Genomic DNA, 25640 nt, shown 5'->3' with positions numbered 1-25640 from the left:
ATATTAATGTGTTCATATCGTTAAGATACTTTATCTGTAATATAGTATAGCAAAGACATCGAAACTTTTCAATACTCATTTTCCATTTTTCTACTAAATTTTCAATATCCTCTGAAAGCTGACTATTATTACTTTCATACGTAATTTTATAATGAAATCTATTATCAATTAGATTTTTATGATATACTATTTACTAGAAATATATAGTGGTATACTAAATATTCGCCACATAAGTAGATTTTATTATCTTATATATAACTATATTATAGGAGGATTCATGAGAACAAAACTGACTGAATTACTAAATATCGAATACCCTATCATCCAAGGTGCTATGGCATGGGTTTCTGAGGCTACATTAGTTGCAGCTGTAGCTAACGCTGGCGCTACAGGTGTTATCGCCTTAGGCGGTCGCGATGCAGAATGGACTCGTAATGAGATTCGCGCATGCAAAGAACTAACAGATAAACCTTTTGGTGTAAATTTAATGCTTATGGCCCCAAATAAAGATGAATTAGTAGATATTATCATCGCAGAAAAACCTGCATTTGTAACACTTGGCGCTGGCAACCCTACCCCATATATTAAGCCATTCCAAGAAGCGGGTATCAAGGTCATTCCTGTTGTACCTTCCTTGAAATTAGCAAAACGCATTCAAGATGCTGGTGCCGATGCTATCGTCGTAGAAGGTATGGAGGCTGGTGGTCACATCGGTTCTCAAACGACAATGTCTTTGATGGAAAACATTCTACCAGAAATCACTATTCCTGTTGTTGTGGCTGGTTCCATCGTTGATGGTCGTGGTTTGGCAGCAGCTTTATTGATGGGTGCTGAAGGTGTACAAATGGGCTCCCGTTTCTTACTTGCCGAAGAATGTAAAGCTCATCAAAATATGAAAGAAGCAATTATCAAAGCAACAGATACTGACTCCGTTGTAACAGGTCTTCTCTCCGGTCACGGTGGTGTACGTAGCTTGCGCAGTGATTTTACAGACCGTTATATTGCAGCAGAAACTGATGGCGTTACAACAAAAGAAGAACGCAGCAAAATGTCCCAAGGTACAAATAAATTAGCTGCTATCGATGGCGACGTTGTCAATGGTGCTGTACAAGTAGGCCAAGCGCTTAATAGACTTAATGAAATTGAACCAGCTCAAACTATTGTACACTCTGTTATTAATGAAGCTATTATGGCAATCCGTAAAGCACAACGCTTTATCGAAGTAATTTAATAGGAGGTCCTATGTTACCTTATCATGGAAAGTATCCAAAATTAGATCCAAAATCTTGTGTTATGCCTGGTGCTGAACTAGCCGGCGATGTAGAGTTGAAAGAATTTGCCTCCATCTGGCAAAACTGTGCACTTCGTGGCGATGTTAATAAAATTGTAGTAGGTCGTTATTCCAACGTACAAGATAACTCTGTGCTTCACGTCGATGATGATGAGGCTTGTATACTTGGCGACTATGTAACTATAGGTCATGGCGCCATTGTTCATGCGTCTACCATCGAGGATAATGTACTCGTTGGCATGGGGGCTATCGTTCTTAGTGGTTGTCATATTGGCACTGGTTCTATTATTGCTGCCGGTGCAGTGGTAAAAGAAAATACTACAATTCCTCCATACTCTTTAGTGGTTGGTATCCCTGCTCGCATTGTACGTACTGATGAATCTCAGGTTGAAAGAATCCATAATCAAGCATTGAAATATAAACATTTATGGACTATTGAATACGGTATGTTACCAGATTGTGGTGGCGAAGAATACGACAAAAACGCAAAAATTGTATAACTACAATATATTAAATAAAGGTTTCTAACATAGAACCTTAACACACAAAATAGCGACTAGTTGATTATATAGTATCAACTAGTCGCTATTTCTTTATCATCAGAATATCGTCCGATATAGTATACAGTTTTGTTTTATAATTGGAATCTTGCTTTTACAATCTGCTGAGTTATCAATGCGGAGCCCATAGATAGCGCCATTGGGAAGCACATTTCCACGGAAAATCGTGAAAGTTCTAACATGAACACACAGGATGTAAGTGGCATCTTTTGTGCCAATCCCAAGAAAATTACGGCCCCTATAAATGCAGCAAAGCCAAGGTGTACAGGGCTGACCATAATACTCCACAAGGTTGCAAAGGCTAATGCCAATGTACTACCTAGCATCATGGATGGCGTAATTCGACCACCATAAGCACCAGCCATTAAGGCAAGTAACACGGCAATCCATTTAGTAGCTAATAGACCTAATGCATAATCCCATCCTACTAAATCTGTAAAGGTCAACTGATTACCGGCTTTACCATTACCGAGGATTTCTGGAAAATACATAGCCATCACCCCAATAACAGCAAATGATAAAAGAGCTATGACAATCATTTTAGGGCTTTTTCTATCAAACTTAGGTAATAAAGATTGTGTTTTATCAAATAATACAACGCCAATAGCAATGACAGCGCCAAGGACGATAGCAAATTCTTGATAGCTACCATATAAAGGTGGTTGTGGCATCGTATACTGAACAAGATCTCCTATCCCTGCCTGACGAACGACCAATGTAGCTAGTCCACACGATAAAAGGGCTGCACTCATGGCTCGAACATTCCATGTGATAAGTAATGTTTCTAGCGTAAAAATAGCTGCTGATAAAGGAGAATTATATACGGCAGCTAAGCCTGCGCCAGCCGCACAAGCAATGATTAATGACTTATCTTCGGGCCGCATATCAACATAGCGTAATAGTCCGGTCATAATCCCTGCACTAGCCTCACGCGGTGCTACTTCTCGACCAAGAGGAGAACCCATGCCGACAGTGATAATTTGCAATGTAGCATGAATGAATGTCGTCAACGGAGGCATTTCTTTTGTAGAGTCCTGAACAGCTTTTTTTATATCTACAAGTGGATCTCCATAACGATGGATAAGAACCCAACCTACACCACCAACTAGGCCACAGGCCAGCAAGGCTAACAGACGATGTTCAGGCGATACACGAGCTACGGCTTGACCAAATGATAACCCCTCTGACGTAGAATAAGCATACATAAAATGCTGGATATAATGTAACAAATGAGTATAAAAAGAACCGATTAAGCCCGCCACCAGGCCAACGATTATAATTAAACCAAGTAAACGTTTATCTAACATACTATATTTATCACTCCATGGCCAGTACTACTTTCCCCTGTTTCAACGAAGTTTGCACATCAATAATTCGTTGATTAGAGGATCCTCTAAATCGCAAGGATGGATCTTTTAACTCATCTACAAACCGACCATCCACAAGAATGTCTATTTGTTCAACTAGGCTTAGACGAGATGGATCAGATATAATATCATCCCACACATAGCCAGAGTAAGCCCAGATAGGTTTCTCAGGTACTGCCTCACGCACAGCTTTCACTATAGCTAACATCCCATCAATATTTTGAAATGGTTCACCACCTAATAAGGTAAGGCCTGCACAATTAGGATTTTTCACATAGGATACTACCAATTCTGTTTCTTTATCAGTCCACTCTTGACCAGCATTAAAATCCTGATACTCTTCATTAAAACAATTATAACAGCAATGGGTACAGCCCGTCACAAATATAGATGTACGTATACCTTCCCCATTGGCGATATCATATTGTCGAATCTGTCCATATCTCATAATAACCCCCATATTATTTGCCTGTGATCAACTTTGATCGGATTAAACATATAGATATATTTCAATTTATTATGTATATAGTAAAAGCTGTGCCTATGGCACAGCTTTTAACATGTTTATGATTAATAACATTAAATATGCATTACACGATCTTTAATTTCTTTTGTGCGACCTTCGTTCCAGAAGTTTTCACCAAGGTATCCACACGTACGGCGGATAACCGTTAATTTATCGCGGTTTGTATTATGACAACGAGGGCATTCCCATTGATTGTCATCATTAACCTTGATTTCACCATCAAATCCACATTCATGACAATAGTCAGATTTTGTATTGAACTCTGCATAAGAAATATTGTCATAAATATATCTAATCATAGTTAAAACAGCAGGAATATTGTTGGTCATATTCGGAATTTCCGCATAGGAAATGCAACCGCCAGTCGATTTCTTTTGGAATTCAGATTCAAAGGCAAATTTATCGAATACGTTAATTTCTTCACGAACACTTACATGATAACTATTCGTATAGTAACCTTTATCCGTTACATCTTCTATGATGCCAAAGCGTGCTCGGTCCAAAGAAGAGAAGCGATTTGTTAAGCTTTCAGCAGGCGTACCATAAAGACCAAAGCCTAGATTATGTTTTTCACGCCATTCATTAATAGCTTGATTCAAACGATCCATAATTTTCATAGCAAAGACACGACCATGCTCGCCAGTATTAGATTCACCGGTAATCAATCGGCATGCTTCGTAAATACCGATATAACCAAGGGAAATCGTAGCATAGCCACCAGTCAAGAACGGAGCGATTTTTTCGCCTTTTTTAAGGCGCGCAATAGCACCATGTTGCCAATGAATTGGGGATACATCGCTTACTACATCTTTCAATAGATTGTAACGTAACATCAATGCTTTTTCAGCTAACTCAAGGCGTTTATCCAAGATTTCAAAATACTTTTCTTCACTACCGCGTGCTAAAATACCAATTTGTGGCAAATTCAAACTTACTACGCCCATGTTGAAACGGCCATCAAATTTATAATTACCTTGTGCATCCTTCCAAGGAGACAAGAAGGAACGACATCCCATAGGACTGAATACATTGCCTTCGTAATTTTCCTTCATCTTCTTTGCAGAAATATAATCAGGATACATGCGTTTAGCCGTACATTGAGCAGCTAATTCTGTTAAATAATAATATGGGCTATCCGGATGAACATTGTGTTCGTCTAATACGTAAATCAATTTAGGGAATGCTGGTGTAATGTATACATCGGCTTCATTTTTTACACCCTTAATACGTTGACGTAAAATTTCTTCCGTAATTAATGCCGCTTCCTTAGCGTATTCATAATCCGGTTGGAAATACATAAACAATGTAACGAATGGGGATTGGCCATTTGTAGTCATCAATGTATTGATTTGGTATTGAATGGTTTGAATGCCGTCCTTTACCTCTTTACGCGTGCGTTTCCAAGCAATTTCACGAGCCTTTTCCATATTTGGTTCCATGCCGTAAATCTCAACTTGTTCTTCAATTACATTATTGAGGATTTTTTCATAAGATTTACGTACGAATGGTGCCAAAATACGGTCAATACCATTAATACTTTGACCACCATATTGACCAGATGCAACTTGTGCAATTATTTGAGTTGTTACAGTACATGCTACTTGGAATGATTTTGGCGTGTCAATGCGCTTACCGTTGATAACTGTACCATTTGTCAACATATCTTCTAAGTTGATTAAGCAACAGTTAAACATCGGTTGAATGATATAGTCCATATCGTGGAAATGGATAGCACCGCTATCATGTGCTTCTAGTATATCTGTAGGAATCAACTTACGACGGGCAATATCCTTGGACACTTCACCAGCAATTAAATCGCGTTGTGTAGATACAATGGCAGCATCTTTATTAGAATTTTCATCAAGAACACTAACATTACTACGATCCAACAAACCGATAACATCTTCGTCAGTCGTGTTTTGGCGACGTTTGAAAGCTTGTACCGCTTTATAACCTTCATAAGCACGAGCTGTTGCAGGATTATGATACTCAATCAACTTATAGTATACTTGATCTTCTATAGCATAGATTGTCATATCCTTTTGAAGTTTTATAGCATATGCTTCAATTTCGTCAGCAATGCGTTCAGCTAAGCCAGATTCATATAACCCCGTACTACTATGTTCTGCCTTTTCAATAGCTACTGCAATTTTATGTTTATCGAAAGGTACCTTTGTACCATCCCGTTTAATGACCTGCAACATCTCGGAACCTCCCCGTTTCCCATACTCCGAATTAATTAATGTCATTACATATAAAAAAGTATGGAAAAAACCATACTCAATCTATATTATTTACTACGAAAAATACAAAATTCAATAGATTATTTCGTATTTCTAACCGCTTTCATAGTATACTATATATAGTGTTTTATTGCAATAAAAAATACAACATCATGTAAAAAAGAGTCTTTTTGCTATACTTAAACAGCATAACAAAAAAACTCTTTTTTTTATAAAGCAATTGATAGAAGTCGAGTCCAGAAATTAGGTCGTTTTCCTGCCCAATGATCCGGTACCGTAGGATAAAATACTCTATCCGCTAATAAATCGCGTTCATTTAATCGGACGTCACTAAGTAAATCTTTCTTATATTCAACATCTAGTTTAGAAATTACATCTACATAGCTACCATATTGATTGTTCATCACATCATAACCAGTACCAAAGAAGTGTATTAGACCATTCGTATATAATTCAATAGCTTTCGTATAATGCTCAGAATGATGTGTAAAAGACATAATATTACATTCAAATAAAATGCCCTTATCAACCCATTCCAATAGTTGTTCAGGTTTATTAAAGAAAAGATCATTACGTTCCACTTCACTTATGATAGGCGTGATGCCTAAGTCACATAAAGTCTGTAACCACGCATCTACATGATATAACTTACAATCTTGTGGAATAGTAACTAACATAAAATGACTATTACCTAATACAAGTGATTCTTTATGATTGCGTATATAGTCAATCATACCATCACCTAACTCAACAACGGCACCATTATGTAATGTAACCGGTATCGCTTGTTCAGATACTACTTGTGTTAAATTTTCTACCTGCTCCACTACTGACTCAACAACGGTCTGTACATTTAGCTCATTAACCTTAGGTGTACAAAAAATATCTGTAATACCAGAGCGGACTAAATCTTTAACCATTTGCACAGATTCAGCCATGGATTGAGGTCCCTTTCCATCTGCCATAGCTGGCAAAATATATGTATGTAAATCTAAAATGCGTTTCATCTTCTTCCCCATTCTCATCTTTATATCGCCCCTTACCTCGATATAAATCTCTTAAATATAATCTCTTTAATTGCTCAAATTCATTTTGTATTCATATTATACCAATGAATCTATGTCTTGAAAAGTACTTATACCTAAACTTTTGATAATATTTGATTGCTTAAAATTAAAGATTATTTTATATTTTCATTTTGCTTTCATAAAAAAGCTAGACTCCTATGAACAACTCATAGAAGTCTAGTATATTGCATATTTAATTAAAATCTATATATCAACTATGCCTCATTCTTCGATAAATAGATAGTATAACTTGTACGACAGCAACACCAATGATGACGCCGGCTGTATCGATTGCTACATCGCGAATCGATGCATGTCTACCAATACTTGCAAGTTGCAAGCATTCATCCATAACGGCAATAACTAATCCTATAAAAATCACTTTAAGTCCTGCATATTCACGATTAAATTGATGCAATGCTACATACAAACATCCACCAAGTACAGCAAACTCGAACACATGCGCCATCTTGCGGACAATGCGGTTTAATGACCACATATCTCCGGAGATTCCCAATTTATAAAGAATTGGGCTTAACCATTGTGTAAACATAAGGCTCAAACCATCTGAAGAAATATCATTTTGTAATGAATTATCCCATATAAAGAGAATAACGAGAATAACTAAGGTAAAACTTATCCAATGTTTTTTTAACATCTACTATCACCGCCACTAATCTCGGTCAAAAATATCTCTAGTATAAACTTTATCTTTTACATCAGCCAATGATTCATCCCAACGATTGGCTACAATCACATCGCTAACACGTTTAAAATCATCAAAGTTTCTAATGACTGGTGAGTGGAAAAAATCATCCGCCTCTAGTGTTGGTTCATACACAACAACGGCAATCCCCTTTGCTTTAATACGTTTCATGATACCTTGTACAGCAGAAGCTCTAAAATTATCGGAATTTGTTTTCATTGTCAATCGGTAAATGCCAACAATCTTAGGATCCTTTCCGATGATGGCATCTGCAATGTGATCTTTTCTCGTCCGATTTGCATCAACGATGGCAGATATGAGGTTTTGTGGCACATCATTGTAATTTGCCAATAGCTGTTTTGTATCCTTTGGCAAACAGTACCCGCCATATCCAAAGGAAGGATTATTATAGAAATCTCCAATACGAGGATCTAAACATACGCCATGAATAATCTCACTCGTATTTAATCCACGCACCTCTGCATAGGAATCTAGTTCATTAAAATAAGCTACACGCAATGCTAAATAGGTATTAGCAAACAATTTAATGGCCTCTGCCTCTGTAGAACCAGTGAAACATAAAGGTATATCATCTTTAAGAGCACCTTCTGCTAATAAGTGAGCAAACGTATGAGCTCGTTCCGAATCTTCACCAACTACAATACGAGAAGGATATAAATTATCATATAACGCTTTACCTTCACGTAAAAACTCAGGAGAGAAAATTATATTCTTCGTATTAAACCGTTCTCGCATCTCTTCTGTATAACCTACAGGGACTGTAGATTTAACAATCATAACCGCATCAGGATTAATATCTAAAACTGTTTTAATAACAGATTCTACGGATGATGTATCAAAAAAATTCTTTTGTGGATCATAATTAGTTGGTGTAGAGATTATAATATATTCAGCACCTGTGAAAGCCTCTTTAGGATCTAATGTAGCACGGAAATTTAGCGACTTATTCTTTAAATAATCAGCCAATTCTGAATCAACAATAGGTGATTCTTTACGGTTAATCATATCTACCTTTTCAGGAATGATATCCAGTGCAACCACTTCATTATGTTGTGCTAATAATACGCCATTTGAAAGACCTACATACCCGGTACCAGCTATTGCTATTTTCATTTATTTACCATCCTTCATATAAAAATTTTTATACCATATTGCAAAACGTCTTAAACCTTCTCGAAGTGTTGTACTCGGTTTAAACCCAAAATCTGTTTCTAAAGCAGATGTATCAGCATATGTAATCGGCACATCTCCAGGTTGCATCGGTACGAGTTCTTTATGACGCTCCATATTAAAGTCTGCGGGTAATACACCAGCACCTATTAACTCTTCCCCTAAAATCGTCACAAAGTCCAATAGATTTTCAGGACTATTATTACCGATATTATAAATTGCATATGGTGGTACTGGTAATCCATCAGCCCCATTTCTTCGTTCAGGAGCTACTTGCATAACCTTATAAACGCCTTCAACAATATCATCTATATAAGTAAAGTCACGCTTACAATTACCATAGTTAAAGATTTTAATCACTTCGCCTTTGCGCAATGTGTTAGTAAATCCAAAGTATGCCATATCAGGACGCCCTGCTGGTCCATACACAGTAAAGAACCGAAGGCCTGTACATGGGATGTTATACAACTTAGCATAGGAATAGGCTAATAATTCATTAGATTTCTTTGTAGCTGCATATAAGGACACAGGATTATCTACTTGATCATCTGTAGAATAAGGAATCTTTTTATTAGAACCATAAACGGAAGAGGATGATGCATATACAAGATGTTCAACACCTTTTGCCCCATTATCATACGAATGACGGCAACATTCTAATATATTGTAAAAGCCAATAATATTTGATTCTATATATGCGTCTGGGTTCGTAATAGAATAGCGTACACCTGCCTGTGCTGCTAAGTTCACAACTACATCCGGTTTATATCCATCAAAAATAGATTGTAAAAACTCTTTATCCGCTATATTCCCTTTTTTGAATATCCATTGATTATCATGTTTTACGGAGGAAACAATCTGTTGAAGTCTATACTCCTTTAAACTCACATCATAATAATCATTAACAGAGTCAACACCTATGATGAGGCTATTTTCAATATTATTAAAAAGCGACATAACAAGATTGGCACCTACAAATCCTGCAGCCCCAGTAATGAGAATTACCTTGTTATGTAACGATACATTTTGTAAAAGCATAGTCTGTCCTTTCCTTTAGGAACGTCTTAGTCGTGCTAAGGCGCTATCCCATATTTTAGCAAGTACAACCCTCTCCGTTGGAAATAAATACAACACAACAAGATACAAAATAAGACTGACACATATACAGAAAATCGTCCAAATCATACTATTATATACATGCAACAAAGCATAGGAACCAATACCTATAATGGCGGAGGTAATGATATAGGCTTTAATATTAAAAATTACACTCCACGCATCCATCTTCACATACACAGCTAAGAGATATAAAAGTACACCAATCATTTGAATCCGTACTATAGAACGAGCATAGACAAATGTAGTGAAATCATATTGAACACATATGTATATAACCGGAATTAATACAATGAGATGTAACATCTGTGCAAGGAATGAAATATTGGGCATTCCCTTAGCACGAAACGCTTCAGATATTAAATATGAAATAGCGGTCACGAGAGATGAGCTTAATGCCCATGATCCTAGCACTATTCCGGCTAACTTCCACTGAGGTCCCAATAAAATTTGTACAATAAAATCTTGATATACAAACATACCAACACCTAATGGAACCAAAAATAAGGCCATATATCGTTGAAATGTTAAAAATGTTTTTTCAAACTCCTCTTTATTATGTTGATGTCGTGATAAAGCAGAGAATAAAACAGGAGCCATCGAAGATGTAGCAACAGCCATAACAGTTGTAACTATAGCTGTTGGCATCTTATAAACGCCAAGATAATATGCGTTCAAAAAATGACTAATAATGAAGGTATCTACCCATGCCGTAAGCCATATAGAGAATGCCTCCGCCAAGGACCATGCACTAAAACTGAACATATTACGAAATATAGGATACGAAAAATAGATAGATATCAGTTTTTCTTGTCTCACACATAATGCAATAGCTGTAAATAGTTGTGCCACTAAAAGCCCAGCAATCAAAGACCAATAATCAAAACCTGATAATGCCATTGGTATAGATACGAACAAAGGAGTAATGATAGTAATCATTCGTATGCTTAAGAGAAATTTGAAGTTAAAATTTCTTCTATACATTGCCATTTGAATGCTACTAAATGCACTCAATGGTAACATAGCCCCCATCACAGCTAAAGGAATACCTAATCCTTCATTACCAACCAATGATGCTAACTCATCACGGCAGACAATGATAGCAATCCACAATACAATAGCTAGTACTATATTTGAAATAAAGGCAACACTAACACTTTTCTGTTTAGCCTCTTCACTTTCAAATTCGTATTGAACAAGAAATTTCTGGAATCCCGCATCTGCTAACATTTCCGCAAATGAAATAACCATCATTATAGTGGCTAAAATACCAAATGCTGTAGGGGCCAAAATATGCGCCAATATGATATTTGTAATTGGTGTAATAAGCTTTGCTAAGATCTCCGTTATAAGTGACCACTTAGCAGCAGCTACAACTTTAGTATCCATTGATATCCAAATCCATTTAATTACGATTTATATTCTTTAAGCCTTGTAAAAATAACTCATGATGCGCTTCACATGACAAATAATTCTGTATTGCTGTAAACCCATTAATCGTTTTTGTAGGTGATTTTAAATTATGCCCAAATTTATCAATTGGTGTATCGTTATCTGTAGGAACAAAATCAGCTCCGATGTATACCTTCAAGATGTAACCACTCTCCCATTTCGTAATCAAACTCCATTGGTTCCATCTTTATAAATCCTGCGCCAGGATACAATGTTAATTCTCCAATATAAAGATGATCATTCACGTCATAAAAATCAATCCGTAAAAACGGAAAATCCTTAGATAATTGTTTGCATAATGATCTCATTTCTTCATAGTGTGGCGGTTTTTCAAATATTTTTTTAGAGGGCTCATAATGAAGAACGGAAAGATTAATATAATTCCAATCCTCATCATAATAGTTCATACGTGTTCCACCTTTAGAAAATCGTTCAGAACAAACTACAGTTAGCTTTGGTTCTCCGTGAAAGGAATACATCTTATAGTCTAATAAATCTGCATTCCCTAACTCATCTATATACTCTTCTGCTAAAATACGGCGACGTACATTTTTATAGGGCCATTCGCGAGCTATAAGATAAAAATCACGCTGTAAAGATTTATTAATAATTTGACGTGCTCCTTCTTTATCAAACTTAGACTTATCTTTACAAATTACAATACCACCACTGTCATGAGTGCATTTCAGTACAAACTGATTCGGTAATGCATCAAAATCAATTTCATCAAAAGAATCCCATACACCTAAAGTAGGAATGATGTACTTTGAGTCAATCCTATCAGCTAAATATTTTTTAGCCTCATACTTATCAACCATAGTAGTATATATGGATTTACGATCATATAATTTCATCCACTGCATCTTTTCACTAAAGGTCTGTGGATTATCTAAATTTAATGGATATCCCATATATTGAGGAAATATCCTTCGTAGAAACGCTTCATCGCTTAAGGAATCATAAGCACCCATTTTTATCATCACCCGTAAACGGTAATAAGGATCAGAGATGAACCGCTTTCCCTTGGTCAAGATTGTTTGTATGTTCATGTAATTTCTTCCTTTTAGCCCGTAAAATCTGAACTTCTATAAAAAATAACATCATATAAAAGTAAGTACTTTTACTTTCATAGGAAACCAAACCCATATCCATAACTAATTGAGACATAAGAAGTATAAATACCATGACATATTCATTGCTGTGAAAATCATGATATCGTATCATGTTATAAACGAGATAGGCATACATGGAGTAGTATGTGACCACACCTATAACACCAGTACCCGCCAGTAATTCAATGTAATTATTGTGAAGGTAGTAATTTTCTCGACCGAAAATAGAGTATGTATATACCGCAGGATTATTAATCCCAACGCCTATAATTGGAGACTGATGAAATAAATCCCAACCAATATCGACTAAGGCCATGCGAACTATAGCAGAAGAATCCCCACCAGTGCCTGTGAAAGCATCTACCATGGAACTCATACGCTCTAACACTTCACTAAAAATAGGTAGCTGTAATATACCTATAAAAGCAATAATTAGTATGCTCAAATAAGCTACTAATTTAGCTAAGGAATTAACAATATTTTTACTACGAAAGCTTTTGAATACGAATAATAAAACGATACCTATAACGACAAATACCAATGCTTTCCGACTACCTGTAGCCGCCAATATACCTAATGTTGGTAATGCTATGATGTTCCACCATCGCAGTTTATCGTACATCATATAATACACGGTCATTACAATAGCATTGGCACCTAATAGTCCTACTGTATTTGCATTTAACGCGTCATTTGCTATACGAGCCGATGATGAAAGAACATTGATAAAATAATCGAGCCCATAGTAATACACCGTATAGAAACAGACAATATATCCTGTCCACATACCGATTTTCAATAAGGAGTCAACTGATTTTTCTCGCTGAAAGCACATATACAAAACAATGAGCATACAAAATATTTTTACAATATCAAAGCTTCTACTCATGGCTACAGATGGATCAAGAGCATTTAGAGAACTAAGATAGCAAACGCCTATGAATAGTAGCATATACATATGCATCCATGTAAATGACACTGTAATTCGCCCCTGGTCTCGTACGAGATAACATAGTATTAATCCAAACAAGCATACGAATAGCACATAGGCACCGTAATCTGCATCGCCGAGGGCGAACGATATGGTCAATGAAAGTACAAGAAATACTAATGTTATAAACCATATAAGACGATTAGATATGGTCGTAATATTTAACTTCAATACTGTCCCTCTTCTCTCAATATATGTACATCACAACACTAATTTTTCTATAAAATATCAATCCAACGTTTAGCAATTTTACTTAGTGGGAATGTCTCTCGCACCTTAATTGCTTCAACAGATATACGTTTAGCCAACTCAGGACTTGCTAAGATGGATTTCATTTTTTCATACATCGTTTTCGTATCCCCTACAGGCACTAGTAATCCATTGATCCCATCTTGAATGACCATACGCGCACCGCCTACCGGGCAATCTGTAACAACTACAGGTAGCCCCATTCCCATAGCTTCTAACATGGAGTTAGATATGCCTTCAAAGTCAGACGATGACACAAACATTGTACATGGTCGCTCTTGATCCAAGATGTTAGTTGCGAACCCCGGTAAAAGAACTCTGTCTGTTAATCCTAAATTTGCAATTTGTTGACGAAGTTCATCCTCTAGGACACCTTGACCATAAATGACAAGTTTATAATCCTTAAACTCATCTGCCAACATGCTAAATGCATTGATCATCATAGGTAAATTCTTTTGCGGATGCAATCGACACGCGGTTACAATAATCTTTTCACGTTCCCCTTCGTAGGGTTCTGGTAAATTGCCATTAATCGGATTTGGAATGATATGCCCTCGTCTTTGTATAGAATTTGAAAAATACGATTTTGCATCTTCAGTTTGAAATACTAGGGCATCAGCAAATCGAAATGCAAAGTTTCGAAGCATTTGTTGATGTTTGCCGACAGGCACCTTACGCGGATTATTGCGTTCAGAAAATACCATGCGATTTTTCACAAACCACGAACTAATAGCTAATATAAAACTGGACGCACTCAGAAATGATAAACACGTTGCATTAGGTCGTTGTTTTAATATGCCAATAAGTGCTTTAATTTCTTGTAAAAATCGAAAAATCTTATTGGAACTGGTCGTATGTATTTGAATTTGCTCTATACCTTCTGGCAATGCATATTCGGTGCCATAGCGATTAGGACTTGTTTGAATCACTGTAATCTCGTGTCCATCATGATGCCATTGGCGAGCCAATTCAGTCAAAATACGTTCAGCACCATCATTACCAAGGGAAATAGTAACAATAATAATTTCTTTACCCATCTTGACGCTCCTCGTTGATATATTCGGCTAGACGCATATATGCGTCCTTCATGGTCACCCGTGGTTCCCATGATAAATTGCGCATCTTCCTAGAATTCAAAAACATATGAACTGTAGGGGCATAGCCAAAGGAAGAAACATTGTCAGGAATATCAAAGACAACAGAAATTTTATCGTCTCCTACATGACATGCTACTAAGTTCGCAATACTAGCGATACTACGCGTTTCCTCATCATGGCATACATTGTAAGCTTCACCTATATCACCTTGAGTCATCAAAATAATAATGGCACGTACTGCATCCGTAATATAACAGAAGTTAGACATGGAATCGCCCTTTGTATGAAGAATGATGTCACGACCATCCAAGGCATGTTGGGTGAACTGCATAAACACGCGATTATCATCTAGCGGTACACCAGCACCGAACGTCTGCGCAAGGCGAGCAATCTTAACAGGAACACCAAATTCTACAGCATAGGACTTACAGTAGCATTCGCACATACGCTTGCTTTCAGAATAGGAACTACGAACATTTAGATGATCTAAATACCCAATGCGGTCCTCTGTCATAACTTGTCCAGACTCATAGGGTACTCCATACTGCTCCATGCTCGATAGATATACCATCCCCAAAATCCGCTTTTCTTTTCCTAGTTCTAACATACGTTCCGTACCATGTATTGACGTACGGATCGTATCCACCGGATGTTCTACAAAATATTTAGATTTCGTAGGTGATGCACCATGCATAATATAGTCACATGCTACAGTTAGAGAATCTAATGGCCTATCAACAAATGTGATTGCTTGTGAATTTAGAATATCCCCAAACATAGAATGTGCCTTTTCTATATTGCGCACATGGCATATGACATGTAATGAAAGATGGTAGGCATCATTGGCGGCTACTAATGAACGAGCCACCATAGAGCCGATTAAACCTGTAGCACCTGTTACAAGTATTGTCTTACCTTGAAAATTCTTAAATATATGAGAATCACCTATAATTTCTTGTATGTCTCGTTCAACAACCGTATTAATTGCCCTCACCTCCACTTTCTCTATTTTTTAATATACCTGTAAACATGTAGTAATCTGATGGGGTTGTAATCTTAATATTTTCAGGTTCCCCCCACACTGGGTACAATGGATACCCATAATGCATCATCATAGATGCAGAATCGATAAAATCGTGAATACCTTCTGCTATGGATGTATCGTGGACAGAAAGAATATCAACGAGCCTAAAACTTTGAGGCGCTTTAGCCATCAAGCATTGCTGCCGATTTAAAATCGTTTTGATTTCTCCATCATCAGTAACCATAACCGTTTCAATAGCAGGGGTTACCGTAATAGCACTCCCCTTTGTTTCAACAGATCGTATATTTCTAATAATGGTAGACCGATCGACCAAAGGTCGTACGCCATCGTGAATTAGTACTGTTATATCATCAACTCCATATAATCGTTTCACTTCTAGCAAACCATTATATTGAGAGTCTAGTGCTGTCTCACCGCCGGGAACGATGGATACGATTTTTTGAAGGCCTTCTTTTGCTATCAGTGCCTTTGCATAATCCATCCAGTCCGACTTACATACTAGTACAATGCCATCAATGAATGGTTCTTCTTCAAAGATAGATAGTGTTTGTATTAGTATAGGTTTGCCATTCCATTCAAGGAATTGCTTTGGCATTTTATCATTTTTCATACGGGATCCTACGCCGCCAGCAAAGATAACTGCTATTCTTTTCATAGAACCTCCCTTAACTATTAACGATGTTTATTTACTAAATAATGAATACCCTTGTAATTGGTATAACTATTATCCATATCGATATATACGGCATCATGCTTCGCTACACGCTGTTCTACTGGTGGCAATTGCATATAGTCCCCCCAAATCAAACGTAAGTATCGTTCATAACCAGCCATAACGGGAATTTGATGACCTTCAAATTCCTTATATACAACGTGATCAAAATCTTGGCGTGGATGGCGTAGCTTCATACCTTTCAAACTACCAATCAGTTCCGTTACTTCATGGGATGTGTCAAAATCATATTGGCTCATTTGTTTTTCAGCAAAGCGCCATATGTGATAACGCCACGAAGGTTTAGAAATCACCTTATAAATGCACCCTGCCAACATGCGATATACCTTGCCCTTGTTATCAGGCAACCGTTGTGCATTAAACAAGGCAAAGGTCATGGCCCACATTAATTGAAAGAATCGTTTGACAGTACCCTTTGGACAGCCATCGATGGGCATGATTTCAAGGGCTAATCCATGACAAATATCTTCATTCACACTATGGCGATTGATGAAAGTCGTTTCTTCATCGCGAATTGATGCACCCGCATCATGATAGATCTTATCTCTCGTTGTTCTACAATAGGTATATCGTTTATCACCGTGTATAGGCCAAAGTTCAGCCAATCTTTCATAATCCGGACGAGGCATAAAAATATCTAAATCATCATCCCAAGGGATAAACCCTTTATGTCGAATAGCTCCTATAAGACCGCCACCACATAAATAGAATCGTAGATTATGAGCATCACAAAATTCTTTAAATACTAAAAGCATATTCAATTCTTTAGCTTGTATATCATGAGCTGTTGTTTCTGCCATACTACCTTTCTAACGTATAACGGCCAATACCGTTTCCACCATAACTTTTAATTCTCCAATGAACGAGAATTCTTTAAGACTCCGTAAATTCCATTCCATCTTTGCAGGCAATACATTATGAATATAGCAATCATCTACATCATCTGCCGCATCTAACAAGATATCTTCATCCTTATACCGAATACTAGCTACACTCGTTACACCTGCAGGCAGTAACAATGTCGCTTTCATTTCATCTGTATAAGCTGCTACATACCTTGGGACCTCTGGACGCGTACCGACAAAACTCATGGTACCTTCCAATATATTTATCAACTGAGGCAATTCATCGAGTCGACATTTTCGCAAAGCCTGTCCTACAGATGTAACACGCATATCATCTTTAGACGTAACTTGTGCACCAAGCTGTTCAGCATTTTGTACCATAGTTCTAAACTTATAAATTCTAAAGGATTTACCATACTGCGTGACCCGTTCTTGTCTAAAAAATACAGGGCCTTCACTATCTAGTTTTATCCATACCGCTAATAATAGAAATATGGGACTTAATACTACTAATAGAATGGCTGCCATTAAGCGATCAAATACAGACTTAAGCATTAAATCACGATGTTTGGATGCTAAGATGTCGTAATAAGAACGAACTGCTTCACATCGCATATCATTGGGCAACTCCTGCCATGATTTCCAAATCATAATGCACCTAAACATTCTTTAAATGTATGAATCACATAGCTTACCTCTTCATCCGATAAATTAGTATGAAGGGGCAATGTAATTTCATTTTTGAACTGATTATATGCATTCGGATAATCATCGATAGAAAATCCCAATTTTTTATAAGCCGTATGCATTGGAATTGGCTTATAATGCACATTTGTAGCAACACCTTTTTCTGCCATTCGTTCAATTAATTCATTCCGTTGTTCTATGGTTGCATCATTGATACGCACTAAATATAAATGACCACTACTCATATGTTCATCCGTATAATGAGGTACTACAGATACAGGACAATCTTTAAATGCGTCATTATATCGATCAATAATTTCACGACGCCGTTCTAATAGGCCAGGATATCGTTCTAATTGGGCCAATCCAATAGCAGCCATAATATCCGTCATATTGCACTTATAATAGGTACCTTTAATATCATATTCCCAGGCCCCCATCTTAGTTTTGGCCAATGCATCCTTATCCTGCCCATGTAAAGATAATAGTTGAAATTCCTTATAGAGAGCTTCATCATCAATGCCCTCTATATGATTCCACGTAGCACACCCACCTTCAGCAGTGGTAAAGTTTTTTACCGCATGAAAGGAAAAACTACTAAAGTCAGCTACATTGCCTGTATGCATCCCTTTATAGGTTGCCCCAAAAGAATGTGCACAGTCTGCGACAATTGGAATTCTACCTAAAGCACGTTGTATATCATTACTTGGTACAAATAAAGATTTTGCATCATTTACAATTGTAAATAAACGATCATAATCACAAGGTACACCACCGATATCGACAGGAATAATGGCCTTTGTCTTATCGGTTATGGCAGCAGCCACCTTATCATAGTCCATTTCATAAGAATCAGGTGCTGTATCGATTAATACTAGTTTTGCCCCTACATGAACTACAGGACTTGCACTAGCCGTATAGGAGTAAGCACTAGTTATAACTTCATCACCTGGTCCAATACCCAATACGCGAAGAATCATTTCTAAGGCTGCAGTTGCTGAATTTAAACACACTGCCTTTGGCGTCCCTAAATACGTTGCAATACGTCGTTCTAATTCCTTAGTACGTGGTCCAGTTGTAATCCAACCACTTTTTAACGCTTCTACCACCTCATTGATTTCTAATTCTGTAATATCTGGAGGAGAGAAATTAATTTTCATAGCTTTCACCTATACTTTCCATTTATTCCATATCAATAAACACTGATCCGATAATAGGTACTCCAATTTGCTCTAATCGTTGTTTAGCTAATGCCATATCATCAGGTTGAACATAATCACCTTTTACAACCAAGAGAACCCCATCAGCTTTCTCAGCTATTACCAAGGCATCCGTAACACTTAACACCGATGGTGTATCCACTATGATGACATCATATTCATCACGAATGTACTCAAATACCGTAGATAATCGATGGGAATCAACCACCTCGGATGGAGATTCCACTGCAATACCACTGGTAATTAGATCTAGATGAGGCATCACATGACGATGAATCGTCAAATCTTCATCCATAATGATATGATTTGTTAATCCTTGATTTTTTACATCAAATACAACATGTTGCACTGGATTGCGTAAATTACCATCGATTAACAGCACCTTGTCATTATTCTTGGATAAAGAAATCGCTAAATTAGCGGCCACCTCCGATACACCTTCACCTGTTGTAGCAGATGTAACACACAACATTTTTCTATTTTCTGCATTACAGCGATACTGTAAATTGCTACGCAATGTTCGATAAGATTCCACAAGAGGAGTATCACCATATTCATTTGAAATTAATCGTATCGTATCCATCTTAACCTCTCACCTTGTACAACCAACGCAACACTTTATTCTTAGGTTCTTCTGTTACCGATTTTCTGTGATTAGGAATGACACCTAACATTGGCACCTGTAACATATCTTCAACATCTTTTGCAGTCTGTATTCTACGATTTCGCAAGGAGTTAACTAATGTATACAAACAGCCTAAAATTAAACCGATAATAGCACTGGCAACCATAACAAGTACACGACGAGGAGCAATCGCTTTTTCTGGTAATGTAGGAGCATCGACAATTTGTACCTCATTCGGTACCATAACCTCTGCCACCTTAGCTTCCTCTAGACGTTTAGAAAGCATTTCATAAATATCTTGGGCTACATCTACATCGCGCTTAGCTTGAATATATCCCCGTTCCTTTTCAGGAAGTGCTTTCATCGCATCTTCGTTATCTTTGTCTAAAGCGGCTAACGTAGCCTCTTTACTTTGAGCCACTGCTAAAGCAGCTTCATTTTTAAATTTATCTGCTAATAAACCTTGTTGAGCGGAGTTACTTGATGGAGCTTGCTGTGAAACAATAGCATCGATTTCCTGTTGTAAACCGGCTTGTGCTTTAGCAATCTGATCATTTACTTCCTTCATTGCAGGATGTGAATCAGTATATTTACCTACGTAACTGGCCTTACGAGCCTCTAAATCTGCTAGTTGTGATTTATAAGCTTGTACCGTTGAGCTATCTGCAATACTAGCACCTGCCGAACCTAAATCCGCATTAATGCTACCTAATGCAGCTTGCGCCGTTTCTAAATCGAGCTTATTTTGTGCCTTTTCACGATCGATTAACGTAATCTTATCTGTAAGCCCCTTCATTTGATCATTGGTAGAATAAATTTTATTATCTACTTGAAATTGTTGGAGCTTTTTCTCTGCTTCAGACAATTCCTCCTTCGCTGTTACCACTCTTTTTTGTAAAAACTCACGAGTCGCTTTTTGTTCAACTTGGGATAACTCGGCTAAGCGTTTTAAAAATGTATCAATTAATAACTGATTAGCTTCTTGTGCCTCTTCTGGGGACTTACCAGTCACACTAACTTGTAATAACTGTGTTTCTTTATATGGCTTTGTTTCAATACGATTTTTAACAAATTCTTCATACGTTGGTAGCTTACTACTATCTCCGGCAATTTCATTGATAACAGGTTCCACAACATTACGACTTTTTAAAATCTCTGCATCAGTATTCATCAATTGACGAGCCATCGTATCAGAGTAGCTTGGGTCACTAGATAGCACTGAATTACCTAAGCCTTGCGTCTGTTTAATACGCAACATAGCTGTAGACTGATAGGTAGATGGTGTTACGATTAAGTACGCACCGCCAAGGAGAATACAAATGCCAGTCACATTTATAATAGTTCGCCGTTTTCTAACAAGAATCTTGGCTATATCTTTTATATCTATAATTTGTTCCATCCCAATACCCCTTTCAAGTAGGCATACAACACCGCGGTCTCTCTTTCCGCTTAAATATTATGGTTAGGTGTATATGTTGGAATAATATCCTGTAATACGCCAATTACATCCATATCAGTTTCACAAGAATCAAAGGTAGCAATTTTTTCTATCAACCAATCACGATCAACGGTATCTAATGCGGCTTCAAAAATCTTTGTATGATTCGTTCGATTAGTTCCTTCTTCAGAGGTAAGCAACTCTTCGTATTTCTTTTCACCTGGTCTAAGGCCTGTAATTTTAATATGAATGTCCTTATCAGGTTCCAATCCTGATAAACGAATCATATTTCTTGCTAAATCAATAATCTTTACAGGTTCGCCCATATCAAGCAAAAATACTTCGCCACCTTTGCCCATAGCACCAGCTTGTAACACGAGCTGACTGGCTTCTGGTATAGTCATAAAATAGCGCGTCATTTCTGGATCTGTAACAGTTACAGGGCCACCTGCTTCAATTTGTTTTTTAAATAAAGGAATGACAGAACCACGACTGCCGAGCACATTACCAAAACGAACAGTAATATATTTCGTATCATATGTATCATTCATAGATATGATAACCTTTTCTGCAACGCGCTTTGTGGCACCCATAACGCTAGTTGGATTGACGGCTTTATCCGTAGAAATCATGACAAACCGTTCTACACCATGACGACCTGCGACATCGGCTACATTTCTTGTGCCATAAATATTATTTAAAACGGCAGCCATCGGTTGAATTTCCATAAGAGGCACATGTTTATGAGCTGCTGCATGGAATACAACTTGCGGATTATATTGAGTAAATATTTGATCTAATTGTTGCTTATCTCTAATATCTGCAATAATTGGTATAATTGGGCCATCTTTATATATATTTTTCAACTCTTGATTGATAAGGTATATACTATTTTCACCATGGCCTAACAATAAGAGCTGTTTAGGGCCAACACGCATAATTTGACGACAAATTTCTGAACCTATAGATCCACCAGCACCAGTAACCAGGACAACCTTATCGCGAATATAATGTTCTACAATATCCATATCGAGACGAACCTCATCACGTTCTAATAGGTCTTCTATGGATACAGGATGTAAATGGGATACTAGTACCTCATCATCTAACAATTGATACATCCCCGGTAATGTATTGACTTTACATTTAAGAGGTGAACAGATTTCCATGATATTTCTGATTTCATTACGTGTAACAGAAGGCATGGCAATTATAATTTCTTTCACCTTATTTTCTTTTACAATAGATGGGATATCATGGCGATTACCTAGTATACGAACGCCGCCCATTAGACGATTGAATTTAGACTCATCATCATCGATGAAACCAATTACCTTACGAGACCGTTTATGATACCGTTCAATTTCACGAGCAATTGTGGCACCTGCATCACCTGCGCCAATGATTAAGGTATTTACCATATCAGCATCAGTACTTTGCTTTCCACCATATTGCATGGCAATATAATGGAGTACCATTCTACCAATTCCGATAACACCGGTACTAAGAATCCAGCTAATCAAATATATGGATCTAGGTAAAGATTTATCAAATACATACATCCCTGTATAGAAAAGTCCTGCTCCTAAGGTGGTCGCAATCAATACAGCAACCATTTCGCGCATACCTGCATAGCGCCATATGCGCGTATATAGATGCATGGACAAAAGCATAACAATATAGGAGATTACCATTATAGGCAATGCATCTATCATCTGATGCAGATAATGTGATGTTATATAACCATCAAATCGTATAAGCAAACTGATCAATGCCACACCAATAATAGTAATAACATCTACAATAAGTAATAAGCCGGGTAATAAATATGAACGCAATGAAAGCCCCCCTTGTATGACTTACATATGATACTATTTTTACTAATTAGTCTTTACCTATGCGAGATACCATGTAAGCACCTGTCAAAATAGGAGCAATATCTCTAGAGAAACTAATCTTACTGTTCTTAGTTAAGTACAAGATATCGCCTTCACGCATAACGTAATTTTGGGACATATCACCAGTTTTCAACATATTATTTAAATTGATTTCAATAGGTTTTGTAGGATCATTTTGATGAATTAAAAATATCTTCTTCTTAGCCGTATCCCAGTTGAAACTACCGGCGGCCCCAATCGCATCAATAACGGTACTCGATTTTGTTAATGTATAAGCACCTGGTTTATTAATTTCACCAAATACATAAACGCGTACGCCACCTAATTTTGTAACATTAACCGACACATCAGGATTGATAATGTATGTGGATAATGCGTTAGATACATTTCGGGTGAATTCTTCTACTGTCATTCCATCCGCCTTAATATTACCTGCCATAGGAATGGATACATATCCATCTGGTCGAATGGTGAAAGTTTTATTTGCACCTAAATCTACTTGTTGTACTACATCAATCATGAGTTCATCCCCTTGTCGTAGACGATACTCTTGATCAGAACCAATTGTAGATGCAGACGTATTCATATTTGATGTTGTAACTACTACAGGAGAAACATCCTTTGCAAAACCCGTAGTGGCTATCGTACCTATGACAAGAGATAAAGCAATCCATTTTTGATTCATACATGCACCTCATAGCATTCATTTCAATTAACAAAACACCTTAACACAACTATTTAAATAAATTTAATATTTAATTAATTATCGTACACATATTTTATCATCGTTTCTTTGTAACTACTATATAAGCAAGATGAAGCTTCTTTATATGGTTTTCATGAAGCATCAAGAATACTGAAATTATCTATGTTTAATGCTTACCCGTATATGTGTATTTTTCTTCACATATCGAAGTGTTGTTTTGCTCTATATATTTCTATTACTAATAAAAAATTTCTATATTTAGGAGTTTGCAAAAAAAAAATGGATGTATATATCCGTTTAATAATAGATATATACATCCAAATAAATTGTATTTAATTTTATTCGACACGACCGCCCAAATAAGCTTCCATGACACGAGGATCATGTCGTACTTCATCAGCTGGACCAGACAATACCATTTTGCCTGTTTCCAATACATACGCATAATCAGCGATTTTCAATGCTTGACGGACGTTTTGTTCTACCAAGAGAACGGTGGTGCCTTCTGCACTAATTTCTTTAATAGTTTCAAAGATTTCGTTTACTACTAATGGTGCAAGCCCCATAGATGGTTCGTCTAGTAGCAATAACTTAGGACGGGCCATAAGAGCACGACCAATGGCAAGCATTTGTTGTTGGCCACCAGATAATGTACCACCTAGTTGATAGCTCCGTTCATCGAGAATTGGAAAGCGTTTAAATACCTTTTTAATGTCCGCTTCAATCTCATTATCATTGCGTATATAAGCGCCCATTTCAAGATTCTCGTAAACGCTCATATCTTGAAGAATTTGACGACCTTCAGGTACTAAGGAAATACCATTATGTACAATTTGATGAGTTTTATGTCCAGTAATGTCTTGACCCTCAAATAGCACCTTACCTGATGTAGGCTTTACAAGGCCCATAATAGTCTTCATTGTTGTCGACTTACCAGCGCCGTTGGCACCGATCAAGGATACGATAGACCCTTGTGGTACTTCTAAGCTAATGTCTTTTAAGGCTGTAATATGTCCATAACCAGCCACGATGTTTTCTAGCTTTAACATATTACACCTCCTCTTTACCTAAGTATGCTTCGATAACAGCCTCATTATTTTGAATTTCTTGAGGTGTACCTTCAGCAATCTTTTTACCAAAATTGAATACCACCAAACGGTCACAGATATTCATCATCAATTCCATGGCATGTTCAATTACGACAACAGTAATACCTAAGTCGCGAATTTTACCAATCAATTGGCGTAACGCTTCCGTTTCACTATCATTCATACCTGCTGCTGGTTCATCAAGTAAAATCAATTGAGGATGTGTAGCTAAAGCACGCGCGATTTCGAGACGACGTTGTTTGCCATATGGTAATGATGTAGCAACTTCTTCAGCATCTTCTTCAAGACCTACGAGTTTTAAAAATTCATAGGCAATGCCACGACAACGTTCTTCTTCAATACGTTGGCGTTTTGTTCTTAAGAAAC

The 25640-nt window shown here is 37.1% G+C and carries 24 protein-coding genes; 2 read left to right on the top strand and 22 right to left on the bottom strand.

The window, feature by feature from the left end; translation table 11 throughout:
• Positions 1-277 precede the first annotated feature (277 nt).
• Positions 278-1231, top strand: a complete 954-nt coding sequence (locus RYP29_RS02120) for a nitronate monooxygenase (protein WP_302944171.1) — start codon at positions 278-280, stop codon at positions 1229-1231.
• Between the two features lie 11 nt (positions 1232-1242).
• Positions 1243-1791 (top strand): gamma carbonic anhydrase family protein, encoded by a 549-nt coding sequence (locus RYP29_RS02115; RefSeq protein WP_301833531.1) that lies wholly within the window; start codon positions 1243-1245, stop codon positions 1789-1791.
• A gap of 134 nt (positions 1792-1925) precedes the next feature.
• On the opposite strand, the gene RYP29_RS02110 is transcribed toward RYP29_RS02115, so the two are convergent.
• The 22 genes from RYP29_RS02110 to RYP29_RS02005 form a co-directional block, all read right to left on the bottom strand.
• The gene (locus tag RYP29_RS02110; RefSeq protein ID WP_311531875.1) at positions 1926-3158 is read right to left on the bottom strand and encodes a chloride channel protein; all 1233 of its coding nucleotides are present in this window, start codon (positions 3156-3158) and stop codon (positions 1926-1928) included.
• Between the two features lie 10 nt (positions 3159-3168).
• Entirely contained in the window at positions 3169-3666 is a 498-nt protein-coding gene (gene nrdG, locus RYP29_RS02105) for an anaerobic ribonucleoside-triphosphate reductase activating protein (protein WP_302944174.1), read from the bottom strand.
• Positions 3667-3797: 131 nt separating this feature from the next.
• A complete protein-coding gene (gene nrdD, locus RYP29_RS02100; RefSeq protein WP_311531872.1) occupies positions 3798-5948 on the bottom strand; it encodes an anaerobic ribonucleoside-triphosphate reductase in 2151 nt (716 codons plus the stop codon).
• 248 nt (positions 5949-6196) lie between these two features.
• Positions 6197-7012 carry a CpsB/CapC family capsule biosynthesis tyrosine phosphatase gene (locus tag RYP29_RS02095; protein WP_009660916.1) on the bottom strand — a complete coding sequence of 272 codons (816 nt, stop codon included), beginning with the start codon at positions 7010-7012 and terminating at the stop codon, positions 6197-6199.
• Between the two features lie 253 nt (positions 7013-7265).
• Positions 7266-7712, bottom strand: coding sequence for a VanZ family protein (locus RYP29_RS02090; protein WP_311531869.1), 447 nt, complete (start codon positions 7710-7712; stop codon positions 7266-7268).
• Between the two features lie 15 nt (positions 7713-7727).
• On the bottom strand, positions 7728-8894 hold the full coding sequence (locus tag RYP29_RS02085; RefSeq protein ID WP_119982974.1) for a nucleotide sugar dehydrogenase: 1167 nt from the start codon (positions 8892-8894) through the stop codon (positions 7728-7730).
• Positions 8895-9989 (bottom strand): NAD-dependent epimerase/dehydratase family protein, encoded by a 1095-nt coding sequence (locus tag RYP29_RS02080; RefSeq protein WP_060807109.1) that lies wholly within the window; start codon positions 9987-9989, stop codon positions 8895-8897.
• A gap of 15 nt (positions 9990-10004) precedes the next feature.
• A complete protein-coding gene (locus RYP29_RS02075) occupies positions 10005-11456 on the bottom strand; it encodes a lipopolysaccharide biosynthesis protein (protein WP_311531866.1) in 1452 nt (483 codons plus the stop codon).
• Between the two features lie 179 nt (positions 11457-11635).
• Positions 11636-12568 carry an ATP-grasp fold amidoligase family protein gene (locus tag RYP29_RS02070; protein WP_311531864.1) on the bottom strand — a complete coding sequence of 311 codons (933 nt, stop codon included), beginning with the start codon at positions 12566-12568 and terminating at the stop codon, positions 11636-11638.
• Positions 12522-13793, bottom strand: coding sequence for an O-antigen ligase family protein (locus RYP29_RS02065; protein ID WP_311531862.1), 1272 nt, complete (start codon positions 13791-13793; stop codon positions 12522-12524). The genes RYP29_RS02070 and RYP29_RS02065 overlap by 47 nt, the downstream gene beginning before the upstream one ends.
• Before the next feature lie 47 nt (positions 13794-13840).
• Entirely contained in the window at positions 13841-14908 is a 1068-nt protein-coding gene (locus tag RYP29_RS02060) for a glycosyltransferase (protein WP_311531860.1), read from the bottom strand.
• Complete coding sequence (locus RYP29_RS02055; protein WP_311531858.1) at positions 14901-15968, bottom strand: NAD-dependent epimerase/dehydratase family protein; 1068 nt, start codon at positions 15966-15968, stop codon at positions 14901-14903. The genes RYP29_RS02060 and RYP29_RS02055 overlap by 8 nt, the downstream gene beginning before the upstream one ends.
• Positions 15949-16668: a 2-C-methyl-D-erythritol 4-phosphate cytidylyltransferase gene (locus tag RYP29_RS02050; RefSeq protein WP_005376893.1), complete on the bottom strand. Its 720-nt coding sequence runs from the start codon at positions 16666-16668 to the stop codon at positions 15949-15951. The genes RYP29_RS02055 and RYP29_RS02050 overlap by 20 nt, the downstream gene beginning before the upstream one ends.
• Before the next feature lie 17 nt (positions 16669-16685).
• Positions 16686-17546 (bottom strand): LicD family protein, encoded by an 861-nt coding sequence (locus RYP29_RS02045; protein WP_311531855.1) that lies wholly within the window; start codon positions 17544-17546, stop codon positions 16686-16688.
• Positions 17547-17555: 9 nt separating this feature from the next.
• Positions 17556-18242: a sugar transferase gene (locus RYP29_RS02040; RefSeq protein ID WP_311531853.1), complete on the bottom strand. Its 687-nt coding sequence runs from the start codon at positions 18240-18242 to the stop codon at positions 17556-17558.
• Positions 18239-19438: a DegT/DnrJ/EryC1/StrS family aminotransferase gene (locus tag RYP29_RS02035; protein ID WP_287503198.1), complete on the bottom strand. Its 1200-nt coding sequence runs from the start codon at positions 19436-19438 to the stop codon at positions 18239-18241. Before RYP29_RS02035 ends, RYP29_RS02040 begins: the two co-directional genes overlap by 4 nt.
• A gap of 22 nt (positions 19439-19460) precedes the next feature.
• The gene (locus RYP29_RS02030) at positions 19461-20081 is read right to left on the bottom strand and encodes a CpsD/CapB family tyrosine-protein kinase (protein ID WP_005384243.1); all 621 of its coding nucleotides are present in this window, start codon (positions 20079-20081) and stop codon (positions 19461-19463) included.
• A gap of 1 nt (position 20082) precedes the next feature.
• Positions 20083-21522 (bottom strand): GumC family protein, encoded by a 1440-nt coding sequence (locus RYP29_RS02025; protein WP_270523869.1) that lies wholly within the window; start codon positions 21520-21522, stop codon positions 20083-20085.
• Between the two features lie 50 nt (positions 21523-21572).
• Complete coding sequence (locus tag RYP29_RS02020) at positions 21573-23399, bottom strand: nucleoside-diphosphate sugar epimerase/dehydratase (protein WP_311531850.1); 1827 nt, start codon at positions 23397-23399, stop codon at positions 21573-21575.
• 46 nt (positions 23400-23445) lie between these two features.
• A complete protein-coding gene (locus RYP29_RS02015; RefSeq protein WP_311531848.1) occupies positions 23446-24144 on the bottom strand; it encodes a polysaccharide biosynthesis/export family protein in 699 nt (232 codons plus the stop codon).
• A gap of 359 nt (positions 24145-24503) precedes the next feature.
• On the bottom strand, positions 24504-25214 hold the full coding sequence (locus RYP29_RS02010; protein ID WP_005380876.1) for an ABC transporter ATP-binding protein: 711 nt from the start codon (positions 25212-25214) through the stop codon (positions 24504-24506).
• A 1-nt stretch (position 25215) separates the two neighbouring features.
• A partial coding sequence (locus RYP29_RS02005; RefSeq protein ID WP_314985557.1) for an ATP-binding cassette domain-containing protein occupies positions 25216-25640 on the bottom strand: 425 nt, incomplete at its 5' end.

This window comes from uncultured Veillonella sp., assembly GCF_963534045.1.
GTDB lineage: Bacteria > Bacillota > Negativicutes > Veillonellales > Veillonellaceae > Veillonella.
Note: the sequence above shows the minus strand (reverse complement) of the source record. Positions and strands in the feature narration are given on the sequence as shown.

Bases quoted from the DNA above. Each gene is read 5' to 3' on its own strand.
- RYP29_RS02120 (WP_302944171.1), top strand. From the start codon at position 278: ATGAGAACAAAACTGACTGAATTACTAAATATCGAATACCCTATCATC.
- RYP29_RS02115 (WP_301833531.1), top strand. From the start codon at position 1,243: ATGTTACCTTATCATGGAAAGTATCCAAAATTAGATCCAAAATCTTGT.
- RYP29_RS02110 (WP_311531875.1), bottom strand. From the start codon at position 3,158: ATGTTAGATAAACGTTTACTTGGTTTAATTATAATCGTTGGCCTGGTG.
- nrdG (WP_302944174.1), bottom strand. From the start codon at position 3,666: ATGAGATATGGACAGATTCGACAATATGATATCGCCAATGGGGAAGGT.
- nrdD (WP_311531872.1), bottom strand. From the start codon at position 5,948: ATGTTGCAGGTCATTAAACGGGATGGTACAAAGGTACCTTTCGATAAA.
- RYP29_RS02095 (WP_009660916.1), bottom strand. From the start codon at position 7,012: ATGAGAATGGGGAAGAAGATGAAACGCATTTTAGATTTACATACATAT.
- RYP29_RS02090 (WP_311531869.1), bottom strand. From the start codon at position 7,712: ATGTTAAAAAAACATTGGATAAGTTTTACCTTAGTTATTCTCGTTATT.
- RYP29_RS02085 (WP_119982974.1), bottom strand. From the start codon at position 8,894: ATGAAAATAGCAATAGCTGGTACCGGGTATGTAGGTCTTTCAAATGGC.
- RYP29_RS02080 (WP_060807109.1), bottom strand. From the start codon at position 9,989: ATGCTTTTACAAAATGTATCGTTACATAACAAGGTAATTCTCATTACT.
- RYP29_RS02075 (WP_311531866.1), bottom strand. From the start codon at position 11,456: ATGGATACTAAAGTTGTAGCTGCTGCTAAGTGGTCACTTATAACGGAG.
- RYP29_RS02070 (WP_311531864.1), bottom strand. From the start codon at position 12,568: ATGAACATACAAACAATCTTGACCAAGGGAAAGCGGTTCATCTCTGAT.
- RYP29_RS02060 (WP_311531860.1), bottom strand. From the start codon at position 14,908: ATGGGTAAAGAAATTATTATTGTTACTATTTCCCTTGGTAATGATGGT.
- RYP29_RS02050 (WP_005376893.1), bottom strand. From the start codon at position 16,668: ATGAAAAGAATAGCAGTTATCTTTGCTGGCGGCGTAGGATCCCGTATG.
- RYP29_RS02045 (WP_311531855.1), bottom strand. From the start codon at position 17,546: ATGGCAGAAACAACAGCTCATGATATACAAGCTAAAGAATTGAATATG.
- RYP29_RS02040 (WP_311531853.1), bottom strand. From the start codon at position 18,242: ATGATTTGGAAATCATGGCAGGAGTTGCCCAATGATATGCGATGTGAA.
- RYP29_RS02035 (WP_287503198.1), bottom strand. From the start codon at position 19,438: ATGAAAATTAATTTCTCTCCTCCAGATATTACAGAATTAGAAATCAAT.
- RYP29_RS02030 (WP_005384243.1), bottom strand. From the start codon at position 20,081: ATGGATACGATACGATTAATTTCAAATGAATATGGTGATACTCCTCTT.
- RYP29_RS02025 (WP_270523869.1), bottom strand. From the start codon at position 21,522: ATGGAACAAATTATAGATATAAAAGATATAGCCAAGATTCTTGTTAGA.
- RYP29_RS02015 (WP_311531848.1), bottom strand. From the start codon at position 24,144: ATGAATCAAAAATGGATTGCTTTATCTCTTGTCATAGGTACGATAGCC.
- RYP29_RS02010 (WP_005380876.1), bottom strand. From the start codon at position 25,214: ATGTTAAAGCTAGAAAACATCGTGGCTGGTTATGGACATATTACAGCC.